Origin of the sequence: Brevundimonas albigilva, assembly GCF_023573565.1 — a bacterium.
Taxonomy (GTDB): Bacteria; Pseudomonadota; Alphaproteobacteria; order Caulobacterales; family Caulobacteraceae; genus Brevundimonas; species Brevundimonas albigilva.
Map to the genome: position 1 here is coordinate 2,998,811 of NZ_CP097649.1, position 19,593 is coordinate 3,018,403.

A 19,593-nucleotide genomic window follows, 5' to 3' on the forward strand; every position below is an offset into this window, starting at 1 on the left:
GCCGGCGTTCTAGAACCGGATCGCCCGCGAGCCTAGGCCGCCGCGAGAACCTCGACCAGCCGCGTCAGGGCCCGGCGCACGGCCGGGTCGTGGATGCGGGCGAAGCCGTCGGCCAGGGCCTGGCCCTCGGGCGTGGTCGTCAGGGCGCGCAGGGTGGTCAGTTCGGCGGCGTCCTCTCCGTCGGGCCGATCCGGGAAGAAGGCTTCGACCGGCAGGCCCAGGGCCAGCGACAGGGCGTGCAGACGCGACACCGAGATGCGGTTCTGCCCGTTCTCATACTTCTGAATCTGCTGGCAGCTGACGCCGACCAGGCCCGCCAGCGCCGTCTGCGACAGACCCAGGGCGCGCCGCCGAACGGCGATCCGGGCGCCGACGACGGCGTCCACGGCCTTGGCGGATCGGGCGGTCATGCGATCTGGCGGTCTCCGTTCAGAACAACCAGACCGTTTCATGAAACGAAATGATTTGCAACCGTAAGGTTTCACCCGTCCAGACGCGCGACCACCGCCGAGACCAGGGCCGTCTGGCGGCGGGGAACGGTCTCCACCGCGTCCAGGGCGCCCGCGCCGGCCAGATGCAGGGCCTCGGCGTCGGCGCCGCGATACAGCCGCACCCGCACCGAGCCGTCGATCATCTCCAAGACGCATCCCTGCCCCTGGCGGGGCCACTGACCGGGCCGGTATTCCACCACCACGCCGGACTCGGCCCAGGGCGCCAGGCTGTCGTCAGAAATCTGCAGCCGCCTGACGCGGGGCGATGGGGTGTCGAAGCCGCGTCCCCGCGCCTCCAGACCGTCGGGGGCCGGGGCGTCCGCGGCCCCGCTGTCCGGCGGGGCGCCCAGGCCTTCGCGCGCAAGGGCCAGATCCTCGGGCGAGGCGTCCAGCGCCGCAGTCAGCCGCCGCTGCACGTCGGGGCGGAACAGGCCCGGGCGACGGCCGGCCTCATACAGGCCCCAACCCTGGCTGGTCATGCCCAGGCGCGCGCCGGCTTCGGCCTGCGACAGGCCGCGATCGCGGCGCAGGGCGGCCAGGGCTTCGCCCAGGCGAAGCGCGTCGGGATCGGGCTGGAAGCGCGACATGGCGCAAGGATGGCGCCGCTTGCCCGCCAAGGCGAGACGAAATCGTTTCACCTCACCCGTAAAGGTTGGTCAGAGCGTCTGTTCCACCCGCGTCACTTCAGGAACATAGTGGCGCATCATCTGCTCCACCCCCGCCTTCAGCGTCGCCGACGACGACGGACAGCCCGAGCAGGCGCCCCGCATCCGCAGGGACAGGACGCCGGTCTCTTCGTCGAAGGAATCGAACAGGATGTCGCCGCCGTCCTGGGCCACGGCCGGACGGATGCGGCTGTCCAGCAGCGCCTTGATCTCGGCCACGATCTCGCTGTCGTCCTCGGCGTGGGTCTCGGCCCCCGCCCCGTCGCGGGTCAGCGGCTGGCCCGAGACGAAATGGTCCATGACGGCCGCCAGGATCGCCGGCTTCATCTCGGTCCAGTCCGGCCCCTGGGCCTGGCGCGTGACCGACACATAGTCCGCGCCGAAGAAGACGCCGTCGACGCCTTCCAGCTGGAACAGGGCCTCGGCCAGGGGCGAGGCGGTCGCCGCGTCGATGGTGCGATACTCCAGCGCCGCGTCCGGCGAGACATCGCGGCCGGGCAGGAACTTCAGCACGTTCGGGTTGGGCGTGGGTTCGGTCTGGATGAACATGGTGCGCAGATGCGCCCCGCCCGCCCCGGATTCAAGGGGCGTTCAGCGCCGCTTCAGCCCGCCCAGCACGCCGCGCAGCAGTTCGCGCGTCAGGGTCGATCCGGCCGTGCGCAGCACCGACTTGGTCAGGGCCTCCATCGGCGTCTGGCGACTGGCGCTGCGGCGGGCCGGCGCGCGCGGCGCCGCCCGGGCCTGCTCCCGCGCCGCCTCCCTGGCCGCCTTCTCGTCGGCCTTGGCGCGCGCCTCGGCGGCCTTGGCCTGCTCGGCCTGGGCCCGGACCTGGGCCTCGGCCTGGTCGGCGGCGGCGTGGCGGGCGGCCAGGATCTCCTCGGCGGATTCGCGGTTGACCACCTGGTCGTAGAGGCCGCGCACGGGGCTGGCGGCCATGACGGCGGCGCGTTCGGCGTCGGTGGCGGGACCCAGGCGGGAGTCCGGCGGGCGGATCCTGGTGCGGGCCACCACGGTCGGGGCGCCCTTGTCGTCCAGCACCGACACCAGGGCCTCGCCCACGCCCAGTCCCTGGATGGCCTCGGCGGTGTCGAAGGCCGGATTGACGCGGAAGCTCTGCGAGGCCGCCTTCAGCCCCTTCTGCTCCGAGGGGGTGTAGGCCCTGAGCGCGTGCTGGATGCGGTTGCCCAGCTGAGCCAGGACGCTGTCGGGAATGTCGGCCGGGTTCTGGGTGACGAAATAGACGCCGACGCCCTTGGAGCGGATCAGCCGCACGACCTGCTCGACCTTTTCCAGAAGGGCCTTGGGCGCGTCGTTGAACAGCAGGTGCGCCTCGTCGAAGAAGAAGACCAGGCGCGGCTTGTCGGGGTCGCCCACCTCGGGCAGCTGCTCGAACAGTTCAGACAGCAGCCACAGCAGGAAGGCCGCATACAGCCGCGGGCTGTTCATCAGCCGCGTGGAATCCAGCACATTGACCTGGCCGCGCCCGTCCAGGCCGGTCCGCATCATGTCCTCCAGCCGCAGCGCCGGTTCGCCGAAGAAGGCGGCCCCGCCCTGCTGCTCCAGCTGCAGCAGGGCGCGCTGGATGGCGGCGACGGAGGCCGGGGCGACGTTGCCGACCTCGCGTCCGATCCGATCGGCGTTCTCTCCGACATAGGCCAGGAGGCTGCGCAGGTCCTCCAGGTCCAGCAGCAGCAGGCCTTCCTTGTCGGCGACGTGGAAGGCCACCGTCAGCACGCCCTCCTGGACGTCGTTCAGGTTCAGCATCCGCGCCATCAGCACCGGGCCGATCTCGCTGATGGTGGTGCGGATCGGATGGCCCTTTTCGCCGTACAGGTCCCAGAACACCGTCGGCGCGGCGCGCGGCGTCAGGGTCAGGCCCATGTCCGCCGCCCGCGCGGTCAGCTTCTCGTTGGGCGCGCCGGCCTGGGACACGCCGGACAGGTCGCCCTTCACATCGGCGCAGAAGACCGGCACGCCCGCATCGGAAAAGCCCTGGGCCATGATCTGCAGCGTCACCGTCTTGCCCGTGCCCGTGGCGCCGGCGACGACGCCGTGGCGATTGGCCCGGTGGAACAGCAGGCGCTCGGCCTGGCCCTGATCGGACTGGCCCAGGAAAAGGCCGGGAACGGCGTCGGTCATGAAGGGTCTCCGCGCGACTCGCCCCCAAGCTCTAGCGCAGTCGCCGGCCGGCCGGAACCGCCTGCGTGCCCGAGTTGACGCCGCCGTCGGGGCCGCCGACAACGGACCCATGAAGTCGCCCGTCGCCGTGCCCAGTTCCGTCGTGGCCCGAAACGCCCTGGCCCTGATCGCCACGGTGGCGGCGGGCGCGGCGGTCTATTGGCTCCGGGACATCCTGACGCCCCTGGCCATGGCCATCTTCCTGATGATCATGATCGACGGGCTGAAGCGCTGGGTCGAGACCCGCACGGCGCTGACGGCGCGCTGGGCCGGCGTCGCCGCCCTGGCCCTGGTGGTCCTGGGCTTCTTCGCCTCCATCGCCATCATCGTGAACGGCGCGGCCGGCTTCTTCGGCGAGGCGTCGGGCGTGTCCCAGAACCTGGGCCCGCGCATCGACCAGATCATCCGCGACGTCTGGAGCCTGTTCGGCCAGAACGACCCGCCGACGGCCCAGGACCTGCTGCGCGGGGTCGACCTGCGGGGTTATCTGACCAGCCTGGCGTTCCAGGCCCAGGGCGTGGCGTCCGGCGCCTTCTTCGTCCTGGTCTATCTGGGCTTCCTCCTGGCCTCGCGCGCCGGCTTCCAGCGCAAGATCGTGCACATGTTCCCCGACCGGCATCAGCGCACCGAGGCCCTGGCCGTGTTCCAGCGCGTGCGCGGCGGGGTCGAGGGCTATCTGTGGGTCCAGGCCGTGACCGGGGCCATGATCTGCGTGGCGGCGTGGATCCTGATGCGGGCCGTGGGGCTGCAGAACGCCGAGTTCTGGACCTTCGTCATCTTCATCGTCGGCTTCATCCCCGTGCTGGGCGGGGCGATCGCGGGCCTGGCGCCGCCGCTGTTCGCCCTGGTCCAGTTCGACAGCTACTGGCCGGCCCTGATCCTGCTGGGCGGACTGCAGGCCATCCTGTTCGTGGTCGGCAACATGGTCCAGCCGCGGATGCAGGGCGACAACCAGAACATCGACCCGGTGGTGGTGCTGCTGGCCCTGGCCTTCTGGGGCAAGCTGTGGGGCGTGGTGGGCATGTTCCTGTCCACCCCCCTGGCCGTCATGGCCATGGCGATCCTGGCCGAATTCCGGGGCTCGCGCTGGATGGCGGTGCTGCTGTCCGGCGACGGCCAGCCCTACGCCTCCGAACCGGACGCCCGGGACGGTCCGGGACGGTCGCGAAAGACCCGCGACGCCGGGGAGGAAGGCTGAACGGCCGCTGCGGCGCCTTGTCGCGATTCCATGCGGCGCGGGGCCTTGAACGCCGTCGCCGGCTCCCCATCTCCGCATCAACGCCGCGGGACACTCCCCCCTCCGAACCGCGGCGCAAGCGAGACCGGCGCGCCCTCCCCTCCCCAAGCGTCGGCCCGCGCAGGCCGCCGGGTTCCCCCACCCGGCGGCCTACTCGTATGCGGCGCCGCACAATCCTTCCAAGCTGAACGGCGATCATGACAATGATCGACCTTCAGGGGCTTCCCGCGCGACCGGACCTGGCCTAGTCAATCGGATGCGGCCCCCTCCGCGCCGCGTCGTCAGAGACCGAATCTCCATGACCGCCCCCGATCCGCGCCCCGTCCCGGTTCAGCCGATCACCCCGGCCGCGCTGGAGGCGGCCTTCGCGCGGATTTCAGGAACCGGCCCCGGCGCCGCCGAGCGGTCGTTCATCGCCCAGGCGCACGAGGACTACGCCGCCGACGAGACGCCCGAACTGGGCGGCGACGATCTGGCCGCCCTGCTAGTCGCCTCGTGGCGCGCCGCCCAGGATTACGCGTCCGGCGCCGCCCCCGTGATCACGGTCGGCCCGCTGCAGGGGGCCGACGGCCAGCCGCTGGGCTACGACCTGGTGCGCATCGTCCAGCCCGACGCGCCCTTCCTGGTCGACAGCGTCATGGGCGCCCTGGCCGAGGCCGGGGTGTCGGTTCGCGCCCTCTATCACCCCGTCGTCGACTGCGACGCGCGGCGGCTGTCGGTCATCATCCTGGTCATCGACGGCGTGCCGCAGGAGCGGCGCGACGCCCTGGGCGAGAACCTGGCGGCCACCCTGGCCGACGTCCACGCCGCCGTCGCCGATCACGCCGAGATGCTGGCCCTGATGCGCCGCTCGGTCGAGCAGCTGGAGGCCACGCCTCCCGCCGGCGTCGACCCCCAGGTCCAGACCGAGACCCTGGAGTTCCTGCGCTGGCTCAAGAGCGATCATTTCGTCTTCCTGGGCGCGCGCGACTACGACTATCCGCGCTCGGCTGACGGCGACTACGAGGCCGAGGCCCCGCTGAGCCAGGCGGGCGAAGGCCTGGGCGTGCTGCGCGACCCCGAGCAGCGGGTGCTGCGCCGCGCGTCGGAGCCGGCGGTCCTGACCAAGCAGATGCGCCGCCAGCTGGACCTGTCCGAGCCGGTCACCGTGGCCAAGGCCAATCTGCGCTCGCGCGTCCACCGCCGCGCCTACATGGACTACATCGGGGTCAAGCGGTACGGGCCGGACGGCAAGGCGGCGGGCGAGACCCGCTTCGTGGGCCTGTTCACCGCCGAGGCCTACGACCGCGTCGCCTCGGACGTGCCGCTGGTCCGGCGCAAGGTCGCCAACGCCCTGGCCCGCGCCGACAAGGCGCCCGGCAGCCACAACGAAAAGCGGCTGAAGAACATCCTGGAGAACTATCCCCGCGACGAGCTCTTCCAGATCTCCGAAGACGAGCTGCTGTCGATCGCCCTGGGCGTGCTGCACCTCTACGACCGGCCGCGCATCCGCATCTTCACCCGACAGGACCCGTTCGACCGCTTCGTCTCGGTGCTGCTGTTCGTGCCGCGCGAACGCTACGACGTCTCGGTGCGCGAGCGGATCGGCCAGATCCTGGCCCGCGCCTGGGGCGGCCGCATCTCGGCCTGGTATCCGCAGCTGTCCGACGCGCCCCTGACGCGCGTGCACTTCATCATCGGCGTCGAGCCGGGCGAACACCCGACGCCCGACCTGGCCCAGCTTGAGGCCGACGTGGCCGAGGCCGGGCGCGGCTGGATGGAGCGGTTCGAGAGCGCGCTCCGCCGCGCCGACGTGGACGATGTCGCCGTGGGCCCGCTCAGCGCCCGCTGGGCCCGCGCCTTCGGCGCCGCCTATCGCGACCGCTACGACGCCGACGAGGCGGTGCGCGACCTCGACGAGATCGACCGGCTGAACGCCGACGGCCGGCCCGGCGCGGGCGAGGCGGTGGCGGTGCGCGCCTTCCGCGACCCGAACGACAGCCCGCTGCAGTTCCGCTTCAAACTGTACCGCCGCGGCCCGACCGTGCCCCTGTCCGACGTCCTGCCGATCCTGGCCGACATGGGGCTGAAGACGCTGGAGGAATACGGCTATCCGATCCGTCCGCTGGGCGAGGCCGAGATCCACGTCCATGAATTCCTGCTGGAGGACCCGCGCGGCGAGGCCCTGGATTTCGCCGACGTCAAGGCGCCGTTCGAGGCCGCCTTCGCCGCCGTCTGGACCGGCCGGACCGAGAGCGACGGCTTCAACCGCCTGGTGGTCGAGCTGGGCGTGACCTGGCGCGAGGCCGCCCTGGTCCGCACTTTGGCCCGCTATCGCCAGCAGACGGGCCTCGACCCGTCCCAGGCGGTACAGGAAGAGGCGCTGCGCGAATATCCCGACATCTCGCGCGCCCTGGTCGCCCTGTTCCGCGCCAAGTTCGAGGGCGAGGCGGCCGCCGACACGCGCCAGGCCCCGGTCGCCGAACTGAACGACCGGATCAACGCCCTGCTGCAGGACGTGAAGAGCCTGGACCACGACCGGGCGCTGCGCCGCCTGGCCGCCCTGATCGGTGCGATCAAGCGCACCAACTATTTCCAGGTCGACGCCGACGGCGATCCCAAGAGCTACATCTCCATCAAGATCGCCTCGCGCGAGCTTGAGGACCTGCCCCTGCCCAAGCCCTATCGCGAGATCTTCGTCTGGGCGCCGCACGTCGAGGGGGTGCACCTGCGCTTCGGACCCGTGGCGCGCGGGGGCCTGCGCTGGTCCGACCGGCGCGACGACTTCCGCACCGAGGTCCTGGGCCTGGTCAAGGCCCAGCAGGTCAAGAACGCCGTCATCGTGCCCGTCGGCTCCAAGGGCGGCTTCTATCCGAAATGCCTGCCGCGCACGGGCGACCGCGAGGCCGTGCAGGCCGAGGCCATCCGCGCCTACAAGACCTTCCTGTCGGGCCTCCTGGACCTGACCGACAACATCGTCGCCGACGGTTCGGTGGTCCGGCCGCCGCACGTGATCGCCTGGGAGGACGACGATCCCTATCTGGTCGTCGCCGCCGACAAGGGCACGGCCACCTTCTCGGACATCGCCAACGGCGTCTCGGCGTCTTACGGCTTCTGGCTGGGCGACGCCTTCGCCTCGGGCGGCTCGATCGGCTACGACCACAAGGGCATGGGCATCACCGCCCGCGGCGCCTGGGAAGCGGTCAAGCGCCACTTCCGCGAGATGGGCAAGGACATCCAGACCCAGCCCTTCACCATGGTCGGCGTCGGCGACATGTCCGGCGACGTCTTCGGCAACGGCGCCCTGCTGTCCCAGGCCACCCGGCTGGTCGCCGCCTTCGACCACCGCGACATCTTCATCGACCCCGCCCCGGATCCGGCGACCAGCTGGGCCGAGCGCAAGCGGCTGTTCGACCTGCCGCGCTCGTCCTGGCAGGACTACGACAAGAGCCTGATCTCGGAAGGCGGCGGCGTCTTCTCGCGCGCGACCAAGTCGATCCAGCTGACGCCCCAGATCAAGGCGGCGCTGGACATCACCGACGACGTGCTGGACCCGATCAGCCTGATCCGCGCCATCCTGAAGGCGCCGGCCGAACTGCTCTATCTCGGCGGCATCGGCACCTATGTGAAGGCGCCGGCCGAAACCGACGTCCAGGTCGGCGACAAGGCCAACGACGCCGTCCGCATCAACGCCGACGAGCTGCGGGTCCAGGTGGTGGGCGAGGGGGCCAACCTGGGCTTCACCCAGGCCGGCCGCATCCTGTTCGGCCAGAACGGCGGACGCATCAACACCGACGCCATCGACAACTCCGCCGGGGTCGACACTTCCGACCACGAGGTCAACATCAAGATCCTGGTCGGCTCGGCCGTGACCAACGGCGTCCTGCCCGCCGACGACCGCGCGCCGCTTCTGGCCTCCATGACCGAAGAGGTCGGACGCAAGGTCCTGGCCCACAACTACGACCAGACCCTGGCCCTGACGCTGCAGCAGGCCGAGGGGGTCAAGGCGCTGGATTCCCAGCAGCGCTTCATGCAGGCCCTGTCGGCCAAGGGAAAGCTGGACCGCAAGGTCGAGGGCCTGCCGGGCGACGCCCGCGTCAAGGAAATGATGACGGCCGGCGTTCCGCTGGCCCGGCCGGAGCTGGCGGTGCTGACCGCCTACGCCAAGCTGGAGCTGTCGGACGACATCGTCGCCTCGGCCGCGCCCGAGGATCCCTTCTTCGAACAGATCCTGGTCCGCTACTTCCCCGAGCCGCTGGCCCGGTTCGAGCCGGAGATGAAGAGCCACAGGCTGCGGCGCGAGATCATCGCCACCGTCCTGTCGAACGAGGTCGTCAACATGTGCGGCCCGACCTTTCCCGACCGTCTGCGCGGCTCGGCGGAATGCGACACCACCGCCCTGATCATCGCCTTCGAGGCGGCGCGGCGCGTGTTCCGCCTAGACCAGGCCTGGGACGCCGTCTCGGCCCTGGACCTGAAGATTTCGGCCGAGGCCCAGACCGCCCTGTATCAGGAGATCGCCGTCGTCCTGCGCCGCCAGACCTTCTGGCTGGCGCGCCGGGCCAAGGCGGGCCAGTCGGTCCAGGCCCTGATCGACCGCTATCGCCCCGTGGCCGACGCGCTGCAGACCGAGGGCCAGGGCGTGCTGTCGCGCTTCGAACAGGGCCGGCTGGAGGACCGCGTGCGCCGCTTCGCCGACCACGGCGCGCCGGAGGAGCTGACCCGCTCCATCTCGATCATGCGCCCGCTGGTGGCCGCCGCCGACATCGGCGACCTGGCGGCGGAGGCGAACTGGCCCGTGGCGGCGATGGCGCGCCTGTATCACCAGGTCGGCGCCGCCTTCGACTTCGACCGGCTGCGCGCGGCGGCGGGCTCCATCCCGTCGGCCGACCATTTCGATCGCCTGGCGGTGCGCCGCCTGATCGAGGACCTGATGAACGAGCAGTCCGTGCTGACCCGCGCGGTGGCCAGGGCCTCCGACCCCTCGGTCGGCGCCAGCGAGGAGACGGCCGAGGCCGCCGTCGACGCCTGGATCGGGCCGCGCCTGTCGGTGGTCGAGGGCGTTCGCGCCTCGGTGGACGAGATCGAACAGTCCGGCTCGGGCTGGACCTTCGCCAAGCTGACCATCGCCAACGCCACCATCCGCGACCTGGCCGGCGCCGCCGTCGCGACGCGCTGACGGCGCCTGCGGGCGCGGGCGTCTTGACGGCGCCCGCGTCCGGTCGCTCTTGTGGGCTTGAGAAGGGCAGGGGAGGCCCCGATGCCGAGAAAATTCCTGGTCGTCGTCGACGACAGCCCCGAGTTCGACGCCGCCCTGCGCTTCGCCAGCCGCCGGGCCCGCTCGACCGGCGGACGCGTGGTCCTGTTGCGCGTCATCCCGCCCAACACCGACGCCCACTGGTCCGGCGCGCGCGAGGAGATCGAGCGTCAGCAGCGCGAGGAGGCGGAGGCCCTCCTGAACCGCGTCGCGGCGGAGGCGGCCGAACGGTCGGGCGCCGCGCCCGTCTTCCTGATCGAATTCGGCGAGGCGCCGGCCGCCATCAAGAAGGTCGTCGGCGACGACCCCGAGATCAAGATCCTGGTCCTGGCGGCCGGAAACGGTTCACGCGGGCCGGGGCCGCTGGTTCAGGCCATCATCAAGCACGGCGCCCAGCTGGGCGGCCGCAAACTGCCCGTCACCATCGTTCCGGGCGAGCTGACCGAAGCCGAGATCGAGGACCTGGCCTGAGGCTCAGCCCCTCGGCACCAGCCGCCACATCCGCAAGGGATGGCGCACCGTGCCCGCCTCGGCGCCGGCGACGTCGCCCCGGCCCATGTAGAGGTCGGCCCTGACCGGCCCCTTGATGGCCGATCCGGTGTCCAGGGCCATCACCAGGCCGCGATAGCTGGCGCTGGCCCCGCGCAGGTTTCCGCCGTCGGCCTCGACCCAGGCCAGTTCTCCATAGCGCCAATTGGCCGGATCGACGGCGATGGCGCGCCGCGCCGTCAGCGGCACGCCCGCCGCCCCGGCCGGGTCGCCGCCGTCGTCGGGGTCCAGCCGGAAGAAGATGTAGCGCGGGTTCAGCGCCATCACCGCCCGCGCCTCGGCGCCGCGATGTTCGGCCAGCCAGGCGCGGATGGCGTCGCCCGAGGTTCCGTTGCGGGGCAGGAGGCCGCGCTCGGCCATCGGCCGGGCGATGCCGACGAAGGTCTGGCCGTTGTCGGCGGCGTAGGCGGCGCGCGCCTTGGTCCCGTCCTCGAACGTCAGATAGCCCGAGCCCTGGATCTGCAGGAAGAACAGGTCCTCGGCCCGCATCCACGCCAGGGCCTCCTCCGGCCGGGCGCCGGCCTCGATGGCCGTGCGGCTTCCGGCGGATCGCGGCTGGGCCGGGGCGGCCAGGACGGGGGCGTCGAACTCGCCGTCGGGCCTGTGGCGCGCGGCGTACTCCGGCGCGAAATAGGAGGTCAGCAGCCCCGGCCCGCCGTCCGAGGTCTCGGCCGGAGAGACGAAGAAGCGGGTCTCGAAGAAGGTCCGGGCGTCCGATGGGCTGACCCGGCGCTCGGCCATACGGCGGGCCTCGGCGCAGACCGACCGGCCGGCGGGATCGCGCGCCGCGCCGCAGCCGGCGACATAGGCCTGAAACGCCGCCAGATGATCCTCGTCGCCCCAGCCGGGCAGGGAGGCGGGGCTGGCGCCGACCGGCAGGGGCGGGCCGGGCGGCGTCGGCGGGCCGGGGCGCACCGGCGTCGCGGGCGACGTCCCCGGCGTCGGAACGGCCGCGGGCCGGGTAGCGCACGCCGCCAGGGTCAGCCCGGCCAGGGCCAGGACGACGGCCAGGCGAGGCAGGGCGACAGGCAAGGCGACGGGCGGGGCGACGGTCGCGGCCGTCATCGGCTCAGGCCGTGGCCGGCTCGACCCGCGCCAGGACCCAGTTCGGGTCCGAGGCGCCCAGGCTGCGCTCGAACGTCCAGTGTTCGGCGGTGCGGCGCTCCTCCACCAGCGGCTCGCCGGTGGCGGAATCGGCGGTGGAGCCGTCCGCCTTTGTCACGCGGCTGCGCAGCTCGGCCAGGAAGCGGACCTTGGCCACGGCCTTGTCGCCCTCGGCGGTGGCGCCTTCCAGGTCGGCGCGGGGCGGGAACAGGAACTCCACCGCCTCGGTCTCGCCGCGCTGCTCGCGCGCCGCGATGCCGGCCTCGAACGAGCGCATCACCGTGGGCGTCAGCAGGGGCTTCAGCGCCGCGCGGTCGCCCGAGGCGTAGCCCTGGACGATGGTTTCATAGGCCTGGCGGGCGCCTTCGACGAAGCGGGTCGGGTCGAAGCCCGGATCACGCGCCTTCAGCCCGGCGATCGAGGCCATGACGGCGGCGTCGACCGGCGACAGCTTGGCCGGTTCGGGCGTCGGCCCGGCCGGGGGATTGGCGCGCGCGTCCTCCTGCGGCTGGCGGCCGACGCGCTTGCCCAGCACGTTGTAGAGCTGGAACAGGACGATGGCCGCGATGACGGCGAAGACCACGATCTGGAACTGGACCGGAAAGTTCAAGGCGGGATTCCTGTAGGCGGGCGACGGGCGCCCGTGACGATTACGGGGTGATATAGGGCGAAGCAAGGCGAAGCGCGCCCCTTCGCGACCGACCGACGTTGCGGCCAAGCGTCCCGGCGTGGTATCGGCCCCGCCTCATTCCCGGCCCAATCGGGCGCCCCTGCCAAGATTTCGTTTCATGACCGACGCCGCTCCGCCCGCCGACACCTCCTCCGGCGCCGCGCCCCAGGACGGGCAACCGCAACAGGGCCAGGCCGCCGGCCCCGGCTTCCGCATCCTGGCGCAATACGTCAAGGACCTGTCGTTCGAGAACCCGCGCGCGCCGGAGTCCCTGCGCGTCGACGGCAAGCCGGGCATCGACCTGGGCGTCGAAATGGCCGCCCAGGGCCGCCCGGACGGCCTGTTCGAGCTGGAGCTGAAGCTGTCGGTCAAGGCCGCGCACGAGGACAAGCCGGTCTTCCACGTCGAACTGGTCTATGGCGGCCTGTTCCAGCTGGCCAACGTCCAGGAGCGCGACATCGAGCCGCTGCTGCTGATCGAATGCCCGCGCTACCTGTTCCCCTATGCGCGCGAGATCATCAGCCGCGCCACGGCCGACGGCGGCTTCTATCCGCCCTTCATGCTGGACCCGATCGACTTCGCCGCCATCTACGTCGCCCGCCAGCAGCAGATCGCCCAGCAGCCGGTCGAGACCGGCCAGGCGTAAGACGGGCTCCGCAAAGAATCTCCCTCCCCTTCGGGGGAGGGAGAGGATCGCAACCCTCAGGCCGCTTCGTCCTGGGGCACGGTCACGCCCTGGGCGGCCCACAGCGTGTGGTCCTTCAGATTGGCCTGCAGGAAGGCCAGGTGCGCGGCGCGTTCCTCGGGCGTGGAGCGCGGCGCCAGCGGACGGGGGCGCGGCGCATGGGTCGCCGCCGCGACCGCCGCACCGACCGATCCCGGCCGCGCCGAGGTCAGGTCCAGCACCCGCTCCTTGCCGCCCTTCAGCTCCAGATAGACCTCGGCCAGCAGACGGGCGTCGATCAGGGCGCCGTGCAGGGTGCGTTCGACCAGCGAGATCTTGAAGCGCTTGCACAGGGCGTCCAGCGAGTTGGGCATCCCCGGAAACCGCTTCTGGGCCAGCTGCAGCGTGTCGATCCAGCGCGCCTCGCCGGTGATCGCCCGGCCGCAGCGATCGTATTCGAAGTCGATGAAGTTCCGGTCGAAGGCCGCATTGTGGGCGATCATCTGGGCGTCGCCGATGAAGTCCATCAGGTCGTCGACGACCTCGTGGAACTTGGGGGCGTCCCTGACCTTCTCGTCGGTGATGCCGTGGACGCGGATCGCGTCGGGCGGGATCAGCCGTTCGGGATTGACGAAGCGGTGGAAGGTCCGGCCGGTCGGCAGCAGATCGACCAGTTCGATGCAGCCGACCTCGATCAGCCGGTCGCCGGTCCTCGGGTCGAAGCCGGTGGTTTCCGTATCCAGAACGATCTCGCGGGCCATGCGCCCTTAATGGGGCGTTTCGCCCGCTTCCGAAAGGGCGCCGCCGCCGCGCCTCGGAGATATCCACGCCGGATCCAGCACGGTTTCGACGATGGCCGCGACCTCGGCGCGCGCGGCCTCCAGCCCCCGGCCGGTGTCGACGACGAAGTCCGCGCGGGCCCGCTTTTCGGCATCCGGCGTCTGGCGCGCCAGGATGGCCTCGAACCGCTCGCGGGTCATGCCGGGCCGGGCCAGGACGCGCTCGGCCTGGACCTGCGGATCGGCGGTCACGACCACCACCGCGTCCACGGCCCGGTCGCCGCCGGTCTCGAACAGCAGGGGGATGTCCAGCACCGCCAGGCGGACGCCGGCCGCGCGTGCGGCCTCTAGGTCCGCCATCCGCCCCCGGGCGACCAGGGGATGGACGATGGCCTCCAGCCGGCGAAAGGCCTGGTCGTCGCGACCCAGGATCTCGGCCAGGCGGACGCGGTCGACCGTTCCGTCCACGACCGCGCCGGGAAAGGCCTCGCCCACCGGGCCGACGGCGGCGCCGCCCGGGGCGTAGAGACGATGCACGGCGTCGTCGGCGTTCCACACCACCGCGCCCAGATCCGCGAACATGGCCGTCGTCGTCGACTTGCCCATGCCGATCGAGCCGGTCAGGCCCAGCAGAATCACGCCCGCGCCTCCAGATGCGCGGTCAGCAGGGCGCGCAGATCCAGCGGCGGCGGCGCCCGGCCGAAGATGGCCTCGAACGACGGCGCGGCCTGGCCGATCAGCATCGACAGCCCGTCCACCGTGGCCAGTCCCCGCGCCCGCGCCGCCTTCAGGAAGGCCGTGTCCAGGGGCTTGTAGGTCATGTCCATGACCGCCGCCTCGGCCGGCAGGCGCGTCAGGTCGAAGTCCGGGGGGACGCTCAGCGCATTGACCACCAGCGCCGCGCCGTCGGCCGCGGCCTGGCCCGACATGACCCGCACCGACGGTCCCAGGTCGGCCGCCAGCGCCTCGGCCCGGTCGGGCGAGCGATTGACGATGCGGACCTCGGCGCCCGCCTCGACCAGGGCGCCCGCCCCGGCCCGCGCCGCGCCGCCCGCGCCCAGCAGCACCACCGGCCGGCCGGCGACATCCAGACCCGGCGCCTGCTCGGCCAGGCCCCGCATCAGGCCGATCCCATCCGAACTGTCGGCCAGCACTTGCCCCTCGACGAAGCGCAGGATGTTGGCCGAGCGCGTCAGCCGCGCCGCCGCCGTCGCCTGATCGGCCAGGGCGAAGGCCTGCTCCTTGAACGGGGCGGTGACGTTCAGCCCGGCCAGCATCCCCGCCCGGCCGGCCGCGACCAGGGCCTCGAACCCGGCCGCGTCGCGCGGCGCGAACGGCAGATAGGCGGCGTCGATCCCGCCGGCCTCCAGCCAGGCGTTGTGGATGATCGGGCTCAGCGAATGGGCCACCGGATTGCCGGCGATCCCGCCCGTCACCGCCGCGCCGGTGATGCGGCCCGCCCTCACGAGGCGATCACCCCGGCCCGACGCAGCTCGGCCAGCACCGGCCACAGCGGCAGGCCCAGGACGGTGAAGAAGTCGCCCTCCACCGCCTCGAACAGCTGCGATCCCATCCCCTCCAGCCGATAGGCGCCGACGCAGGACAGCAGGGCCGCGCCCTCGGCCGCCAGATAGGTTTCCAGGAAGGCGTCGGAGACATCGCGCATCTTCATTCGTGCGGTGTCGGCGCCGGACCAGACGACCTGGCCCTTCGTCGCCAGGGCCGCGCCCGAATGCAGCGTATGGGTCCGGCCGCGCATCGCCCTCAGCCGGTCCCGCGCCGCCTCCAGAGAGGCCGCCTTGGACACCAGGCCGCCGTCGAAGGCCAGCGTCTGGTCCGAGCCCAGCACCCAGGCGTCCGGATCGTCGCGCGACACCGCCAGGGCCTTGGCCTCGGCCAGCCGAACCGCCAGGGCGACGGGGTCCAGGTCGGTCGAGACCGCCTTGATCGCGGCCTCGTCCACATCGGCCGCGCGCGCCTCGAACGCCACGCCGGCGTTCTCCAGCATGGCCCGGCGCGCCGCGCTCCTGGACGCCAGGATCAGGCGTTCGCCGCTCACCAGGCCGCTCCCACGCGGCTAGTCCGGCGTTCGCTCAACAGGTTGACGATGGCGGCCGCCGTCTCCTCGACCGAGCGGCGGGTCACGTCGATGGTCGGCCAGCCGCGCCGCTCGAAGGCGCGTCGCGCCTTGATCGTCTCGTCGCGGACGGCGTCCTGGTCGGTGTAGGTGGAGGACTGGTTGGCGTTCAGGCTGTCGATGCGGTTGCGCCGGATCTGCACCAGCCGGTCGGGCGAGACGGTCAGGCCGATCACCAGCGGGTTCTTCAGCTTCGTCAGGCGCTCGCCGTCCTCCTGGCCGGGCACCAGGGGCACATTGGCCGCGCGGATGCCCCGGTGCGCCAGATAGATGCAGGTCGGCGTCTTGGACGTGCGGCTGACCCCGCACAGCACCACGTCGGCGCCTTCCAGCTGGTCCAGCGTGCCCTGGCCGTCGTCATAGGCCATGGCGAAGTCCAGCGCCGCGATGCGGTTGAAATAGTCGTGGTCCAGCGCGTGCTGGGCGCCCACGCGGGTCGACAGCGCGGCCCCCAGATAGCGCGACAGGGCGCCCACCAGCGGATCCAGCGCGCCGATCTGCGGCATGTCCAGACGCCGGCAGCCCTCTTCCAGCTGCTCGCGCAGGTCGCGGTCGACCAGGGTGTGCAGGACCACGCCGGGCGCCGCCTCGATCTCTTCCAGCACCCGGTCCATCTGTTTGGGCGAGCGGACCAGGGCGTAGATGTGCTCGATCGGGATCACCCCGTCGAAGCGGGCCGTAACCGCCTTGGCCATGGCGTTCAGCGTCTCGCCGGTCGAATCCGACACCAGGTGGACGTGGAAATAGGTCGCCAGACGGTGGGCGCGCGAGGGGCTCATGCGGTCGGTTCACTCCCTGTGGACAGGCGGTGGGCGCGGCGGGACGCTTCTCCATAGCGTCTGACGGATGCGCGGGCGAGCGGGGATGACGGTGGGCGACGCCCGGCGCCGGGCGCGGAGTCGTCCAGCGCCGGAAAACCGATCCATCCCGTCTTGTGGAAAATCCTAACGAGAGGTTAACCGCCCTTAACCCCGTTCACAGGCGCAAAGGGCCGCGAACCCTTGTCCGTTAAGGTCTCGTTAGGGATTGTCCACCGCATCGACACCCGTCGGGAAGATTGCGGCGCCCGCCGCCCGGCGGCGTGGATATCCGGTTTTGTTCCGGGGACGACGGTCCGGTCATCCCCGCCTTTCCACCGCCCTACCTGCCTCTACGAATCTTTTAATTCTTAATCTGATTAGGGATTGAGAGCGGGGGGCTGTGACCTTAATCGTCCGGCATGACCACGCCCGCCCTCATCAAGGCTCTCCGAGGAGAGACGTCGGACCGGCCTCCGGTCTGGTTCATGCGCCAGGCGGGCCGGTATCTGCCCGAGTATCGCCGCCTTCGGGCCCAGGCGCCGGACTTCATCGCCTTCTGCCTGAACCCCGAGATGGCCGCCGAGGCGACGCTGCAGCCGATGCGCCGGTTCGGCTTCGACGCGGCCATCGTCTTCGCGGACATCCTGCTGATCCCGCGCGCGCTGGGCCAGGACGTCTGGTTCGAGACGGGCGAGGGGCCGCGTCTGGGCGAGCTGCCGGTGGTGGGGCGGATGCGCGAACTGGCGCCCGAGGCGGGCGAGCATCTGCACCCGGTCGGCCAGACCCTGGCCCTGGTGCGCAACGCGCTGGAGCCCGAACGCGCCCTGATCGGCTTCTGCGGCGCGCCCTGGACGGTGGCGACCTATATGCTGGACGGCGAGCACCGCACCATCGGCAAGGGAGAACGCGCCCAGGCCCGCACCTACGCCTATGCGGAGCCGCAAAAGGTCGATGCGGTGCTGGAGGTCCTGGTCGAGGCCAGCGCCCGGTACCTGAAGATGCAGGCCGACAGCGGCGCCCAGGTCCTGAAGATCTTCGAGAGCTGGGCCGAGGGCCTGCCCGACGACCTGTTCGAACGCCTGGTGCTGAGGCCGCACCAGGCCCTGGTGCGGCGCGTGCGCGACCTGGGCGTGACGGTTCCGCTGATCGGCTTTCCGCGCGGGTCGGCGGCCCTGGCCGAACGCTACGCCGCCGAGGTGGCGGTGGACGCCGTCGCCTTGGACACCGCCTGTCCGCTGGAGGTCGGCAAGCGCGTCCAGGCGATCAAGCCCATCCAGGGCGCGCTGGACCCCCTGCTGCTGCGCGCCGGCGGGGAGGCGCTGGACCGGCGCGTGGACCAGCTGATGGAGGCCTGGGGGCAGGGGCCCTGGGTGTTCAACCTGGGCCACGGCATCCTGCCGGACGTGCCGATCGACCACGTCGAGCGGGTGCTGAAGCGGATCGGCGCCCAATGACGGAAGCGGACCCGGGCCGCCGCGTCGCGGTGGTGCTGTTCAATCTGGGCGGGCCGGACGATCAGGCCGCGGTGAAACCCTTTCTGTTCAACCTGTTCAACGATCCGGCGATCATCGGCCTGCCCGGCCTCCTGCGCACGCCGCTGGCGCGGCTGATCTCCAGCCGGCGCGAGGCGACGGCCCAGGCCAACTATCGGCTGATGGGCGGCGGCTCGCCCCTGCTGCCCGAGACCCGGGCCCAGGCCGAGGCGCTTCAGGCCGTGCTGTCCGACCGGCTGGCGGGCGACCAGGCGCGCGTCTTCATCGCCATGCGCTATTGGAACCCGATGACGGCCGAGACGGCGGCCCAGGTCGCGGCCTTCGCCCCGGACGAGATCGTGCTGCTGCCGCTCTATCCGCAGTATTCGACGACCACGACCCAGTCGTCTCTGAAGCTGTGGAACGAGACCTACGTCGGGCCGGGCGTCAGCCGGGCCGTGTGCTGCTATCCCCAGGCCGGCGGCTGGATCGCCGCCCAGGCCCGCGGGGTGGCCGAGACGCTGGACCAGGCGGGGGACCGGCCCGTGCGCGTCCTGTTCTCGGCCCACGGCATCCCCGAGACGCTGGTCAGCGCCAAGGGCGATCCCTATCAGGAACAGGTCGAGACGACCGTCGCCGCCGTGGTCGCCGCCGTCGAGGCCGAGCGCGGGCCGATCGACCACGCCGTCTGCTATCAGAGCCGCGTCGGGCCGATGAAGTGGCTGGGGCCGTCGACGCCCGAGGCCATAAGCCAGGCGGGCCGCGACGGCCGGGGCGTGGTGGTGGTCCCCATCGCCTTCGTGTCCGAACACGTCGAGACCCTGGTGGAGCTGGACATCGAATACGCCGAACTGGCCCACGCCGAGGGGGTCTCGCCCTATCTGCGGGCGCCGGCCGTCGGCGCCCGCCCGCCTTTCATCCAGGCGCTGGCGCAGGCCGTGGTCGACGCCCTGGACCGCACCGGCGTTGCCCCGTTCGGCCCCGGCTGCAAGGCCGACTGGAAAGCCTGTCCCCACCGACGTCAGAGGGCCGCATGACCGCCTACGATCTCGCCCGAGGCCTGCATATCCTGGCCGTCATCGCCTGGATGGCGGGGATGCTGTTCCTGCCGCGCCTATACGCCTACGACGCCGAGCAGAACGCCAAGCCCGAGCCGTTGCGCAGCGAGATGCAGGGCCTGCTGCGCGTCTGGCAGACCCGCCTGCTGCGCATCATCGTCAATCCGGCGATGATCCTGGCCTGGGGTTTCGGCCTGTGGCTGATCCACATCGACGTCACGGCGCGCGGCTGGAGCTTCCTGGCCGAGCCTTGGATGATCACCAAGCTGGCGGGCGTGGTCCTGCTCAGCGGCTGGCACGGCTTCCTGGCCGGCCAGCGCCGCAAGATCGCGGCCGGGACGTCGAAATATTCCGGCAGGTTCTGGCGCATGACCAACGAGATTCCGTTCCTGCTGGCCATCGTCATGGTCCTGTCGGTCACGACCGAGTGGCGCTTCGGCTGATCGCCCGCGCCGCACGACAAGGCCCCGCTTGACCTTGGCCGCCGCCTGTGGTTCCGCTGGCGGCGAGCCGTCCGGACGCCGGGCGGTCCCTCTCTTTCGGCGACGCCCTC

Annotated in this window: 18 protein-coding genes; 7 read left to right on the forward strand and 11 right to left on the reverse strand. The window is 71.6% G+C overall.

Translation table 11 applies throughout. The annotated features are described in order from the left end of the window. Positions 1 to 32: 32 nt before the first annotated feature. The 4 genes from M8231_RS14985 to M8231_RS15000 all read right to left on the reverse strand — a co-directional run bounded on the left by M8231_RS14985 (position 33) and on the right by M8231_RS15000 (position 3,295). Positions 33 to 410: a helix-turn-helix domain-containing protein gene (locus tag M8231_RS14985; protein ID WP_249749368.1), complete on the reverse strand. Its 378-nt coding sequence runs from the start codon at positions 408 to 410 to the stop codon at positions 33 to 35. A 71-nt stretch (positions 411 to 481) separates the two neighbouring features. Continuing rightward, on the reverse strand, positions 482 to 1,078 hold the full coding sequence (locus tag M8231_RS14990; RefSeq protein ID WP_249749367.1) for a helix-turn-helix domain-containing protein: 597 nt from the start codon (positions 1,076 to 1,078) through the stop codon (positions 482 to 484). Positions 1,079 to 1,147: 69 nt separating this feature from the next. Next, the gene (locus tag M8231_RS14995; RefSeq protein ID WP_250201851.1) at positions 1,148 to 1,705 is read right to left on the reverse strand and encodes a NifU family protein; all 558 of its coding nucleotides are present in this window, start codon (positions 1,703 to 1,705) and stop codon (positions 1,148 to 1,150) included. Between the two features lie 42 nt (positions 1,706 to 1,747). Continuing rightward, on the reverse strand, positions 1,748 to 3,295 hold the full coding sequence (locus M8231_RS15000) for a helicase HerA-like domain-containing protein (protein WP_249749366.1): 1,548 nt from the start codon (positions 3,293 to 3,295) through the stop codon (positions 1,748 to 1,750). A 109-nt stretch (positions 3,296 to 3,404) separates the two neighbouring features. Between M8231_RS15000 and M8231_RS15005 the strand changes: the two genes are divergently transcribed. The 3 genes from M8231_RS15005 (at position 3,405) to M8231_RS15015 (ending at position 10,278) form a co-directional block, all read left to right on the forward strand. After that, complete coding sequence (locus M8231_RS15005; RefSeq protein ID WP_249749365.1) at positions 3,405 to 4,532, forward strand: AI-2E family transporter; 1,128 nt, start codon at positions 3,405 to 3,407, stop codon at positions 4,530 to 4,532. A 337-nt stretch (positions 4,533 to 4,869) separates the two neighbouring features. Next, positions 4,870 to 9,729 carry an NAD-glutamate dehydrogenase gene (locus tag M8231_RS15010; protein WP_250201852.1) on the forward strand — a complete coding sequence of 1,620 codons (4,860 nt, stop codon included), beginning with the start codon at positions 4,870 to 4,872 and terminating at the stop codon, positions 9,727 to 9,729. An 81-nt stretch (positions 9,730 to 9,810) separates the two neighbouring features. Continuing rightward, positions 9,811 to 10,278, forward strand: a complete 468-nt coding sequence (locus M8231_RS15015) for a universal stress protein (RefSeq protein ID WP_249749363.1) — start codon at positions 9,811 to 9,813, stop codon at positions 10,276 to 10,278. 3 nt (positions 10,279 to 10,281) lie between these two features. Here M8231_RS15015 and M8231_RS15020 read toward each other — a convergent pair whose 3' ends face one another. Then, positions 10,282 to 11,421, reverse strand: coding sequence for an MltA domain-containing protein (locus M8231_RS15020; protein WP_250201853.1), 1,140 nt, complete (start codon positions 11,419 to 11,421; stop codon positions 10,282 to 10,284). Positions 11,422 to 11,425: 4 nt separating this feature from the next. Beyond that, the gene (gene timA, locus M8231_RS15025; RefSeq protein WP_250201854.1) at positions 11,426 to 12,070 is read right to left on the reverse strand and encodes a TIM44-related membrane protein TimA; all 645 of its coding nucleotides are present in this window, start codon (positions 12,068 to 12,070) and stop codon (positions 11,426 to 11,428) included. A gap of 178 nt (positions 12,071 to 12,248) precedes the next feature. On the opposite strand from timA, the gene secB reads away from it, so the two are divergent. Then, on the forward strand, positions 12,249 to 12,776 hold the full coding sequence (gene secB, locus M8231_RS15030; protein WP_250201855.1) for a protein-export chaperone SecB: 528 nt from the start codon (positions 12,249 to 12,251) through the stop codon (positions 12,774 to 12,776). Positions 12,777 to 12,832: 56 nt separating this feature from the next. Here the strand turns inward: secB and dnaQ are convergent, their stop codons facing one another. From dnaQ to M8231_RS15055, 5 genes are read right to left on the reverse strand one after another with little or no spacing between them, the layout of a single operon-like run. After that, positions 12,833 to 13,555 (reverse strand): DNA polymerase III subunit epsilon, encoded by a 723-nt coding sequence (gene dnaQ / locus M8231_RS15035; protein ID WP_249749361.1) that lies wholly within the window; start codon positions 13,553 to 13,555, stop codon positions 12,833 to 12,835. Positions 13,556 to 13,561: 6 nt separating this feature from the next. Further along, on the reverse strand, positions 13,562 to 14,212 hold the full coding sequence (gene coaE, locus M8231_RS15040; RefSeq protein WP_250201856.1) for a dephospho-CoA kinase: 651 nt from the start codon (positions 14,210 to 14,212) through the stop codon (positions 13,562 to 13,564). Then, positions 14,209 to 15,039: a shikimate dehydrogenase family protein gene (locus M8231_RS15045; protein ID WP_250201857.1), complete on the reverse strand. Its 831-nt coding sequence runs from the start codon at positions 15,037 to 15,039 to the stop codon at positions 14,209 to 14,211. The genes coaE and M8231_RS15045 overlap by 4 nt, the downstream gene beginning before the upstream one ends. After that, complete coding sequence (locus M8231_RS15050) at positions 15,036 to 15,632, reverse strand: Maf family protein (protein WP_287899357.1); 597 nt, start codon at positions 15,630 to 15,632, stop codon at positions 15,036 to 15,038. Before M8231_RS15050 ends, M8231_RS15045 begins: the two co-directional genes overlap by 4 nt. Further along, entirely contained in the window at positions 15,629 to 16,489 is an 861-nt protein-coding gene (locus M8231_RS15055) for a pyruvate, water dikinase regulatory protein (RefSeq protein ID WP_249749359.1), read from the reverse strand. The genes M8231_RS15050 and M8231_RS15055 overlap by 4 nt, the downstream gene beginning before the upstream one ends. Before the next feature lie 440 nt (positions 16,490 to 16,929). Here M8231_RS15055 and hemE point away from each other — a divergent pair, with 440 nt between their 5' ends. The 3 genes from hemE to M8231_RS15070 are packed head-to-tail and all read left to right on the forward strand — an operon-like array spanning position 16,930 to position 19,483. Then, positions 16,930 to 17,964, forward strand: coding sequence for a uroporphyrinogen decarboxylase (gene hemE, locus M8231_RS15060; RefSeq protein WP_250201858.1), 1,035 nt, complete (start codon positions 16,930 to 16,932; stop codon positions 17,962 to 17,964). Beyond that, complete coding sequence (gene hemH / locus M8231_RS15065) at positions 17,961 to 19,019, forward strand: ferrochelatase (RefSeq protein ID WP_250201859.1); 1,059 nt, start codon at positions 17,961 to 17,963, stop codon at positions 19,017 to 19,019. The genes hemE and hemH overlap by 4 nt, the downstream gene beginning before the upstream one ends. Beyond that, positions 19,016 to 19,483: a CopD family protein gene (locus M8231_RS15070; protein ID WP_250201860.1), complete on the forward strand. Its 468-nt coding sequence runs from the start codon at positions 19,016 to 19,018 to the stop codon at positions 19,481 to 19,483. The genes hemH and M8231_RS15070 overlap by 4 nt, the downstream gene beginning before the upstream one ends. Positions 19,484 to 19,593: the final 110 nt, after the last annotated feature.